The 10150-nt window shown below is 72.0% G+C and carries 9 protein-coding genes; all 9 read right to left on the bottom strand.

Annotation, left to right across the window (positions count from 1 at the left end; all coding sequences use genetic code 11):
* A partial coding sequence (locus J5X86_RS40060) for a flavodoxin-dependent (E)-4-hydroxy-3-methylbut-2-enyl-diphosphate synthase (protein ID WP_208521557.1) occupies window positions 1-209 on the bottom strand: 209 nt, incomplete at its 3' end.
* Between the two features lie 4 nt (window positions 210-213).
* Window positions 214-1239 carry an adenosyl-hopene transferase HpnH gene (gene hpnH / locus J5X86_RS40055; protein ID WP_208521556.1) on the bottom strand — a complete coding sequence of 342 codons (1026 nt, stop codon included), beginning with the start codon at window positions 1237-1239 and terminating at the stop codon, window positions 214-216.
* A complete protein-coding gene (locus J5X86_RS40050) occupies window positions 1190-1990 on the bottom strand; it encodes a 1-hydroxy-2-methyl-2-butenyl 4-diphosphate reductase (protein WP_208521555.1) in 801 nt (266 codons plus the stop codon). Before J5X86_RS40050 ends, hpnH begins: the two co-directional genes overlap by 50 nt.
* Complete coding sequence (gene shc, locus J5X86_RS40045) at window positions 1990-3936, bottom strand: squalene--hopene cyclase (RefSeq protein WP_208521554.1); 1947 nt, start codon at window positions 3934-3936, stop codon at window positions 1990-1992. The genes J5X86_RS40050 and shc overlap by 1 nt, the downstream gene beginning before the upstream one ends.
* 104 nt (window positions 3937-4040) lie before the next feature.
* Complete coding sequence (locus J5X86_RS40040; RefSeq protein WP_208521553.1) at window positions 4041-5138, bottom strand: polyprenyl synthetase family protein; 1098 nt, start codon at window positions 5136-5138, stop codon at window positions 4041-4043.
* Window positions 5135-6619 carry a hydroxysqualene dehydroxylase HpnE gene (gene hpnE / locus J5X86_RS40035; RefSeq protein WP_308124862.1) on the bottom strand — a complete coding sequence of 495 codons (1485 nt, stop codon included), beginning with the start codon at window positions 6617-6619 and terminating at the stop codon, window positions 5135-5137. Before hpnE ends, J5X86_RS40040 begins: the two co-directional genes overlap by 4 nt.
* Window positions 6616-7578, bottom strand: a complete 963-nt coding sequence (gene hpnD, locus J5X86_RS40030; RefSeq protein WP_371864623.1) for a presqualene diphosphate synthase HpnD — start codon at window positions 7576-7578, stop codon at window positions 6616-6618. The genes hpnE and hpnD overlap by 4 nt, the downstream gene beginning before the upstream one ends.
* On the bottom strand, window positions 7575-8438 hold the full coding sequence (gene hpnC, locus J5X86_RS40025; RefSeq protein WP_078640008.1) for a squalene synthase HpnC: 864 nt from the start codon (window positions 8436-8438) through the stop codon (window positions 7575-7577). Before hpnC ends, hpnD begins: the two co-directional genes overlap by 4 nt.
* A gap of 439 nt (window positions 8439-8877) precedes the next feature.
* Entirely contained in the window at window positions 8878-9618 is a 741-nt protein-coding gene (locus tag J5X86_RS40020; protein ID WP_014056063.1) for a TetR/AcrR family transcriptional regulator, read from the bottom strand.
* Window positions 9619-10150 lie beyond the last annotated feature (532 nt).

Genomic DNA, 10150 nt, shown 5'->3' with positions numbered 1-10150 from the left:
TGACAGCCCGACGCCGTCAGCTCCGCGATCTGCTGCAGCGTCGCCCCGATATCCGCCGTCACCGTCGTCGTCATCGACTGAACCGAGACCGGAGCATCGCCACCCACGGCCACCGGACCGACCTGGAGGCGGCGCGAGACCCGGCGTGGTGCGAGCGGCCTGCCCGGCATGGCGGGCAGGCCGAGCGCGACCGGTTGCGCTGAACTCATCCCGTCACCCATTGCTTCCGGCGGCGGTCTCCCGGGCGGCGCGCAGCGACTCCTTGAGGGAGCCCATGGTCGCCAGGACCGCGGTGGGCTCATAGCCGCAGTGGGCCATGCAGTTGTCGCAGCGCGGGTCCTTGCCGCGGCCGTACTTGTCCCAGTCGGTCTCCTCGACGAGCTGGCGGTAGGTCGGGACATAGCCGTCGCTCATCAGATAGCAGGGGCGCTGCCAGCCGAAGAGCGAGTAGTTGGGGATGCCCCACGCGGTGCACGGGAAGTCCGCCTTGCCCTCGAGGAAGTCGAGGAAGAGCGGGCTGTGGTTGAGTCGCCAGCGGCGCCGGTTGCCTCCGGCGAACGCCTTGCGGAACAGCTCGCGGGTCTGCTCGACGCCCAGGAAGTGCTCCTGGTCGGGCGCCTTCTCGTAGGCGTAGGCGGGCGAGATCATCATCTCGTCCACCTTGAGCTCGTCGTTGAGGAAGTCGAGCACGTCGACGACGGTCTGCGGAGTGTCGGTGTTGAAGAACGTGGAATTGGTGGTGACCCGGAAGCCGCGCCGCTTGGCCTCCTTGATGGCCTCCACCGCCTCGTCGAACACCCCCTCCTTCGCCACCGATTCGTCGTGCCGCTCCCGCAGCCCGTCGATGTGCACCGCGAAGGCGAAGTACGGGGAGGGGGTGAACAGATGCATCTTCTTCCGCAGCAGCATCGCGTTGGTGCACAGGAAGACGTACTTCTTCCGCTGCACCAGCTGCCGTGCGATCTCGTCGATCTGCGGATGCATCAGGGGCTCACCGCCCGCGATGGACACCATCGGCGCACCCGACTCCAGCACCGCGCCCACCGCCTGGGCGACGGGCATGCGCTGCTTGAGAACCCCTGCCGGATGCTGGATCTTTCCGCAGCCCTCGCACTTGAGATTGCACGCGAACAGCGGCTCGAGCTCGACGATCAACGGGAACTTGTCCCGCCGCTTGATCATCTTCTGTTCAAAGAGATACGTCGCGACCCGGATGGTCTGGCGGAGAGGCATGGCCATCTAGCTCACCTCCTGGGAGCAGCGAAGAACGGTGCCAGTGAAAGAAAGCGGGAAGAACGGTCCGCAGTACCCGGAAAGCCGATATTCCACCGCGCAGCGTGCCGATACGGACCAGTTCATGTTCAGGAGCGTCCACGACCACCCGGACGGCCGCAACCGCACGGACGCCGTGGCATACCGCGGTGCGCAGGGTCGCGGCGGACTCCATGTCCACCGCGATGGCGCCGGTGCTGTGCAGTGCGGCCCGCTCCGCGCCGCGCACCACATGGTCGGAGCCCACGACCGGGCCGATGTGCACGGCCCGGCGGGGGCCGCCCGGGAGCGGACCGGGGATCAGATGTGACAGGGCGTCGGCGAGGATCCGGGTGCCGGTGCATACGGTGCGGCCCGTCGGATCGCGGGTCTCGTCGGCGACGACGAGGTCCCCGGGGTGCATCCCGGGGGCCAGTCCGGCGCAGAAGCCGGTGGCGATGACGGCGGTGCGCGGCTCTCCGGACTCGCCGGACACCCCACGCCGTTCCATGGGCTCGCCGGACACCCCGCGCCGCTCTCCGGACTCACCGGTCCTTCCGGTCAGCGCCCGGGTCACGGCGCGCTCGGCCGCCTGCGGCCCCATGCCCGTGCGCAGCACGGTCATGGGCCCGGCGGCGGCGCCGGGCCCTGCGCCGCGCAGGGCGAACCGCTCGATGCCGAGCGCACAGGCGATCAGCAGCGGAGCACCGCCGGCCTCCGGGGCCGGGTCGGCGGACATCAGCCGCTCCGCGGTCGCGCCCCGGTGGGCTCGCCGTGGACATACCGGCCGAGTGCCGTGACCGGGAAGACCTGCCGGTACAGGTGGTAGTTGATGGAGAAGTCCCAGGGGAAGCCCGTGCCGGTGAAGTACGGCTCGTCCCAGGAGCCGTCCTCCCGCTGGGTCTCGGTGAGCCAGGTGACCCCGCGCTCGACGGCCGCGCCGTCCCGCTCCCCCGCCGCCAGCAGCGCGAGCAGCGCCCACGCCGTCTGCGAGGCGGTGGAGGCGCCCCGGCCCATCCACTCGGCGTCGAGGTAGGAGCGCTGGTCCTCGCCCCAGCCGCCGTCCTCGTTCTGGACGCTCTCCAGCCAGCGGACGGCCCGGCGGACCGCCGGATGGGAGGCCGGGACGCCCGCGGCGATCAGGGCGGGGACGACGGAGCCGGTGCCGTAGACGTAGTTGGTGCCCCAGCGGCCGAACCAAGCGCCGCTCGGCTCCTGCTCGGACAGCAGCCAGGCGATACCGCGCCGGGTGCGGGCGTCGTACGTCCTCCCTTCGTGGGCGAGCATCTCGACGACATGCGCGGTGACATCGGCCGACGGCGGGTCGACGACCTCACCGAAGTCGCAGAACGGCAGCTTGTTGGGGAGCGGGCTGGTGTTGTCGACATCGAACGCGCCCCACGCCCCGTTCTTGGACTGCATGCCCAGCGTCCAGCGCATGGCGCGCCGCACGGCCGCCTCGATCCGCTCGGGCTCGGGGTGGTCGACCCGGCGCAGCGCCAGGACGACCTCGGCGGTGTCGTCGATGTCGGGGTAGTTGTCGTTGTGGAATTCGAACGCCCAGCCGCCGGAGGGGAGGCCGGGCCGCCGCACCGACCAGTCGCCGGGCCGGTCGATCTGCTCGGCCAGCATCCAGTCGGCGGCCTTGACCAGCGCCGGGTGGTCCGAGGGGAGCCCGGCGTCGGCGAGCGCGATGGCGGCCAGGCAGGTGTCCCAGACCGGGGACTGACAGGCTTCGATCATCCGGCTGCCGTCCTCGCGCCACACCGCGAAGCGGTCGAGCGACTCCAGACCGGCGCGCATCACCGGATGGTCGAGGTCGTAGCCGAGCAGATGGAGGGCGATGACGGAGTAGACGGCGGGTGGCTGGATGCCGCCCCAGCAGCCGTCGTTCTCCTGCCGCTCCACGATCCAGCGGGCGCAGGAGCGCAGCGCGGCCCGGCGCAGCGGGCGGAAGGCCACCTTGTGGTACGCGTGCAGGGCCCGGTCCAGCCGCTGGAAGGCGCCGTCCCAGGAGGCGATGGGGGCCGGCGGGCGGGGCGGGTTGGGTCTGCGGGGGTCGGTGTGGAGCTCGTCGAGGGGGAAGGGGGCCGGGCGCACCGGGCGTTTGGCCGAGACGATGGTCAGCGGCACGATGGTCTGCCGGGCCCAGCAGCCGAAGTCGTAGATGTTGAGCGGCAGCCACTTCGGGAAGTAGATGATCTCCGGTGGCAGCTCGGGCAGGTCCTCCCAGCGCCACCAGCCGAAGAGGGCCAGCCAGATCCGGGTGAACACCCGGCCGGCCGCGATGCCGCCCCGGGAGCGCACCCAGGCGGAGGCGGCGGCCATATGGGGGGCGTCGGGCTCGTCCCCGGCCAGCCGCAGGGCGACATACGCCTCGATGGTGGTGGAGAGCTCGGGCGGACCGCCGTGGAAGGAGGCCCAGGTGCCGTCGGCGCCCTGCTGGGAGCGGAGGAAGCGGGCCGCGGCGTCGAGGGTGTCGGGGTCCTGGATACCGAGGAACTGCCGGAGCATCAGATCCTCGGCGTCCATGGTGACGTTGGTCTCCAGGTCGCCCTTCCACCAGCCCCGCTCGTCCTGGCGGGACAGCAGGTGCTCCACCGCACGGGCCGTCGCCTCACGGGCGACGCTTAAGGTCTTGGACTCGGATGACTCGGAGGGTTGGACGGTCGGTGTCGCTGTCATGGCTTCCCCTCTGCAGTGTGGTCATCTGCCGTCTTTGGGGCTTCCGTCGGCCGGCACCCCGGCTGGGTGCCGGCCGGCGACTGCGAACTAGCGGTCCATGGCGATCATCTCTCTCGTACGACGACGAAATCGGCGAGCGCCACGAACCGTGCCCGGATCTCGGCGGGCATGTCCACCGAGTCCAGCGCCTCCACGGCGGTCGCATGCTGTCTGCGGGCCTCCTGGGAGGTCCAGTCCCGGCCACCTGCTTGCTCGATCAGCGCGGCGCGGACGGCGAACTCCTCCTCCGAGAAGTCGGCGAACTCCTCTTCCGGCTTGTGCGCGTCGGCCGCGAGGATCTGGGCGAGGCGCTCGGAGTCGGGGCCGCCTGCGGCGAGCGCGGCGACCACGGGGAGGGACTTCTTGCGCTGGCGCAGATCGCTCCAGGTCCGCTTGCCGGTCGCCTCCGGGTCCCCCCAGATGCCGAGCAGATCGTCGACGGCCTGGAAGGCGAGGCCCAGGTGGTAGCCGTAGCGCTCCAGGGTGTCGGCGGTGTGGTCGTCGGCGCCGCCGAGCACGGCGCCGATGGAGGCGGCGCAGGCGAGCAGCGCGCCGGTCTTGTTGCCCTCCATCTCCAGGCACTCCTCGACGGTGACCCGCTCGCGGTGCTCGTAGGAGATGTCCTGGGCCTGGCCGTCGATGAGTTTGCGGGTAGCGGCGGTGAGCCGGCGGGTGGCCCGCCCGGCGTCCGCGGTGCCGAGCTCCAGCAGTATCTCGTTGGCCAGGGCGAACAGGGCGTCACCGACCAGGATGGCCTGGGCCGGGCCGTGCACCTTCCAGACGGTGTCGCGGTGGCGGCGCTGCTCGTCCCCGTCCATCAGGTCGTCGTGGAGCAGCGAGAAGTTGTGCACCAGCTCGACCGCGACCGCGCCGGGCACCCCGGCCCCGGGGGCGGCGCCCGCCGCCTCGGCCGACAGCAGGGCGAGCGCGGGGCGCACGGCCTTGCCGCTGTCGCCCTCCGCCGGGTTGCCCTCGGCGTCGATCCAGCCGAAGTGGTAGGCGGCGACGGTGTCCATGGGCGGGGCCAGCCGGTTCACGGCGGCGCGCAGCACCGGCGTGGCGAGCGTGCGGCCGCGCTCCAGCAGCGCCATGACTCCTGCGGTGTCGACAGCTGGGGTCGCCGGGGTCACGGTCTCTCCTCTGTTCTTGGTGGTGGTGCTCATGCCGCCTCCTTGGGCGTCTCCCCGCCCAGGGCGGGGAGAGGGTTCACATGCGAGCGGCCGAGGTGGCTGAGGGCCGCCCGGGCGGCGGAAAGACCGCTGCGCACGGCGCCCTCCATGGTCGCGGGCCAGCCGGTGGCGGTCCACGCGCCGGCCAGGTAGAGGCCGGGCGCGTCGGTCGGGGCGGAGGGCCGCAGAAGGCCGACGCCGGGAACGGGGGAGAAGGTGGCGGTGCGCTCCCGGGTGACGAAGAAGTCGCGCACCTCTGCCCCGCGGGCGACCGGAAGCAGCCGCTCCAGCTCGGGCAGATAGCGGTCGCGCAGCTCGGCCACCGGGCGGTCGATGTCGTCGTACGCGGCGGACTGCGACACCGCCAGGTACTGGCTGTCCCCGGCCCCGGGCGCGTCCCTGAGCCCCGAGGCGTCCGTACGGTCGAAGACCCACTGGACCGGGGAGCCGATCGCGGCGAAGAACGGGCGGCGCAGCACCGTGCGGTCGTAGATCACATGCAGATTGAGGATCGGCGCGGTGCCGATGCGCAGCAGCTTGCCGGGGTCCTTCAGGGCGCCGTCGGGCAGCAGGGCGTGCGCCTCGCGCTGCGGTACGGCCAGGACCAGCACGTCCGCCTCGGCCGGTGGCTCGTCCCCCGGCCGCCCGGCCATGGCCACGCTCCAGCGGCCCTCGGGGGTGCGGGCGACGGCGGTCACCCGGGTGCGCAGCTCTGTCGTCACGCCCGCCGCGTCCAGGGCGCGGTGGGCGTGGGTGTGGTGCAGCTCGCCGAGCGGGGCGCGGGCCCAGCCGATGTCGGCGGCGTCGGGCCGGGAGAGCAGCCCGGTCTTGAAGACCATCGCGGCAAGGCCCAGCGAGGCGTTCGGCGCGGTGGCGTTGAGCGTGGCCACGCCGACCAGGTCCCACAGCGCCTCGACGGCGCGCGGCGACTGGCCGTGGCGGCGCAGCCAGCCGGCGAAGTCCACCCCGTCCAGCGCCGGGTCCTGGGGGTCGAGCCGGCCCAGGGCGAGCGCGGCGCGGCCCACCTGGGCGCGCTCGGCGAGGGAGAGATGGGGGTAGGTGGCCAGGCTCCTGGACAGATGGAGCGGCACCGGCAGGGCGGTGCGGCGCAGCCGGCCGAGCCGCCGCCCGCTCCGCCCCTGGGCGTCGAGGACGGGGATGTCCAACCGGCCCTGGAGCGGGGCGAGTCGGGCGGCGCCGACCCGGTCCAGGAACCACTGGTAGGCGGTGCAGCAGCGCAGGTGGACATGCTGGCCGTTGTCGACGGTCAGCTCGCCCGCCGGGGAGGAGCGGTGGAAGGAGAAGGCAAGGCCGCCCAGCCGGGGGCGGCCCTCGACCAGGGTGACCCGCAGCCCGGCGTCGGCCAGCTCGAGCGCCGCCGCCGTACCGGCGAGCCCGCCGCCGATCACCAGCGCGCTCCGCCCGGCGGGGCTGCGTCTGGCGGCCGGGGCGGAGCCCAGGGTCGAATGGGTCACACCGGCCTCCCGGTGCCGCGGCGCTCGACCGCGCGGGCGTCCAGCCCGGCCAGCCCGCGCACCGCCACATACGCCTTCTCGTGTCCCGGCAGCGAGACGCGGCCGCGCAGGACGGCCGCGGGATCCTTGGCGATCCGGTCCAGGAGTCTGCTGTAGATGCCCGCCATGGCGGACACACACGCCCCGCTGCGCCGGTCCAGCAGTGGCAGCAGCCGGAAGCCCTCGGCGAAGAGCGCTCTGGCCCGGCGCACCTCGAAGTGGACCAGGCCGGTGAAGTCGGCGTCCGGCGGTGCGGTGGAGCCGCGGAACGCGTCGGCGCAGCCGAATTTGGCGAGGTCATCGGCGGGCAGATAGGTGCGCCCGGTGGCGGCGTCCTCGCGGACGTCCCGGAGGATGTTGGTGAGCTGCAAAGCCAGCCCGAGGGTGTCGGCGTAGTACGGGGCGCGCTCGAGCTCGTCCTCGCTGTGGCCGGTGCCGGGGGCGGTCCCGAAGACGCCGAGCGACAGCCGTCCGATGGCGCCCGCCACGCAGCGGCAGTAGACCTTGAGGTCGTCCCAGGTCTCGTAGGTCTGCCCGGCCACGTCCATCAGCACGCCGTCGATCAGCTCGTCCAGCGCGTCGAGCGGGATCGGGAAGCGGTGTGCGGCATGGGCGAGGGCGACGGCGACGGGGTCGGTGTCGTCCTCCTCGATCCCGCCGCCCCGCATCCGGTCCAGCAGGGCACGGGTGTCCGCCAGCCGGGCCCGCTTGGCCTCCGGGTCGAGGGGGCCGTCGCCGATGTCGTCGACCCGGCGGGAGAAGGCGTACAGAGCCGACATCGCATGGCGCTTCTCCGTCGGCAGCAGCCTGATGCCGTAGGCGAAGTTGCGGGCCTGGTGCCCGGTCACGGCCTCGCAATAGCGGTACGCCGCGAGCACTGGCGCGGACGCGTGCGGAGATCCCTTCACGGTCCGGCTCACCCCTCTCTTCGCAGTGTCGCCCCCACCTCGCGCAGCAGGCTGAGCTTGGTGGGCCTGGGCGGTCCAGGGAGTACGTCATGTCCCGCGGCCGCGACCGCCCGCAGGGCGGCCCGCCCCCCGGCCACGAATCCTGCGAGCAGCACCTTGAGCCTGCCGTGGACGCTACCCACCAGGGGGGTGCCTTCATTCAGCAGGGCAGCGGCGCGTTCCGCCTCCTTCGCGACCAGCGCGCGCAACCGTACGCCGCCCCTGGGGGCGGCGAGGTCGGCCTCGGTCACGCCGAAGCGTTTCATGTCCTCGGCGGGCAGATACACGCGGTCCCTGCGAAGGTCCTCGGCCACGTCCTGCAGATGCTCGACGATCTGCAGGGCGGTGCAGATGGCGTCCGAGTGGCGGATCCGCTCGGGGCTTGCGGTGCCGGTGATGCCGAGGACGAGCCGTCCGACCGGGTTGGCGGACAGCTCGCAGTAGTCGAGCAGCTCCTGGTAGGTGGCGTACCGCCGGATCCGCTGGTCCTGGCGGTTGGCCTCGATCAGGCCGCGGAAGGGCTCGGGGGTGAGCCCATGGCGGTGGACGGTGGGGCGCAGGGCCGCCAGCAGCGGATGGCGCGGCTCCCCGAAGGGCTGGAAGACCCGGTGGAGGTCGGCCTCGAACGCGTCCAGCATCGCGAGCGCGTCGCCCGCCTGGTCGCGGTCCAGCCCGAGCAGCTCGGCGTCGGCACCGCCGGGGGCCAGATCGCCGTCGCCGATGTCGTCGACCAGCCGGGCGTAGCCGTAGACGGCCATCAGATCGGTGCGCCAGGCGCGGGGCAGGAAGAAGGGGGCCACGGGGAAGTTCTCGTGGGCGGCCTTGTCGAGCACGGCACGAGCGGCTTCCTGCCCGCCGCTTCGGCTGCTCGACGTGGTATGGGACCCGCTGCGCTCGTCCTCGACGGTCACCGTGGACAGCCAGGCGTACGGGCGAGACCCAGGACGCCACGTGGATCCCGGCGACCGGGCCCCGCGGGAGCGCTGGAGATGGGCCGTCTAGCCAATGCCGTCACATCCCCCGTTCTACACCGGTTACCAGGGTCGGCACGATCCGGACACGCCGCTCCGCCTTGTCAACGGACTCCGGCGCCTAGCCCCCGAAAAGGGGACAACGGCCCGGCTCCGGCATGATCCGGACGGTGATTGCCATAGCTTACGCCTCTCGGTGTACACGTGTACGGGGCGATACCCCGATGTGACCTCCGATGTGGCGCCGGGCGGGTGACCGGCGAACGCCCCCGGGCCGGTCTCCGGGGGCCTTCGGATGGCCTCAGACGACCTCTTCGTAGAACTCGGCGATGTCCAGCACACGGCACAGATCGCGGAGCTCGAACTCGAAGAAGTGCTGACCCTCGGAGAGCGCGAAGGACATATGGCCGAGGGCCTCCATGGAGATCACCCCGTACAGCCGCACCCAGCAGCGGAGCATCACGGCGATGGCGCCGGGGGGCATGTCGACGTCCTGGTCCTCGCTGAGCGCGGTGAGGGTGGTCGCGAGCCCGGGGTCGAGCTCCTCGACCTCCGGGGCGGGGAAGCCGCGCACCCGCCACAGATCGGCGACCAGATCGGAATAGACGGAGCCGAAGACCCAGCTCATATGGCGCTCGGGCTTGGTCTCCTCACGGCCGAGCCCCGGGGCCCACGGGCCGAGGATGAGCCCGAACTCATGGGGGTGCTTGATCGCCCAGACGCGCAGCGCGCGGGCGCCGCTGATCCACCGGCGGCCCGGCTCCTCCTCGGGGTGCTGACCGAGGACCCCGCGCATGAAGCGGGCCATCTCCTCGAAAATGTCCACACGCAGCTGAAGGATCAGCGCATCCCGACTACTGAAGTAGCGGTAGACGGCCGGCGCGGTCATGCCCATCTCACGCGCGATGGCGCGGATGGTCACATTTTCCGGGCCCTCCTGAACCAGGAGTGTCCGGGCGACGTCCTTGATTTCACGGATGGTCGCGATGCGCAGGCGCTCGCGCCGTGAGTACGGTGCGACGTGCGCTTCCCCTGGCGACACGCGTCCCCCTCCCTGATGCTGCGCCGCTCGACAACCCGGCGTACACGCACACGATACAGCGCCTCCGTTTAGTGAACAGCGGCGGTGACAGTGGCTCTGGTTCAACTGCTAGTCCCCCGACCCTGCCACAGATCCGCGGGGTTGCCCCGCCGGTTGGCTCAGCGACCACCGTCCGGGTCAGCGGACGACGCGGGGGAGCGTCCGCACATACGTCGGACATTCATTCGGGAAGAAGGCGCGGGAGTGCTCTCGTAACGGCCGGGGAATCGCCGATCGCCGCACTCGGTGCCACCCATGCGGTAAACGCTCTTGGCGGAGGTGAGATTGCGTTCTCGCCCGCCTCGGCAGGTGCGGGGAAACGGCCCGCCCCACCCGTTCCACCAGGAGCGGAGAGAAAACCGACCGGTCGGCACCGTGGATTTCCACTTCGGCTCGCCGGGAGAGCCCCGAACACCGAGGGAAAACGGGCCACGGCATTCCGGTCGGCGGCGCCGAGGCGTTCGGCCGTCCCGGGGGTTCCGCGGCTCAGCCG

It is taken from the genome of Streptomyces sp. NEAU-YJ-81 (assembly GCF_017592595.1).
GTDB classification, from domain to species: Bacteria; Actinomycetota; Actinomycetes; order Streptomycetales; family Streptomycetaceae; genus Streptomyces; species Streptomyces hygroscopicus_B.
The sequence above is the reverse complement of the archived record's forward strand: the minus strand, read 5'-3'. Positions and strand labels throughout refer to the sequence as shown.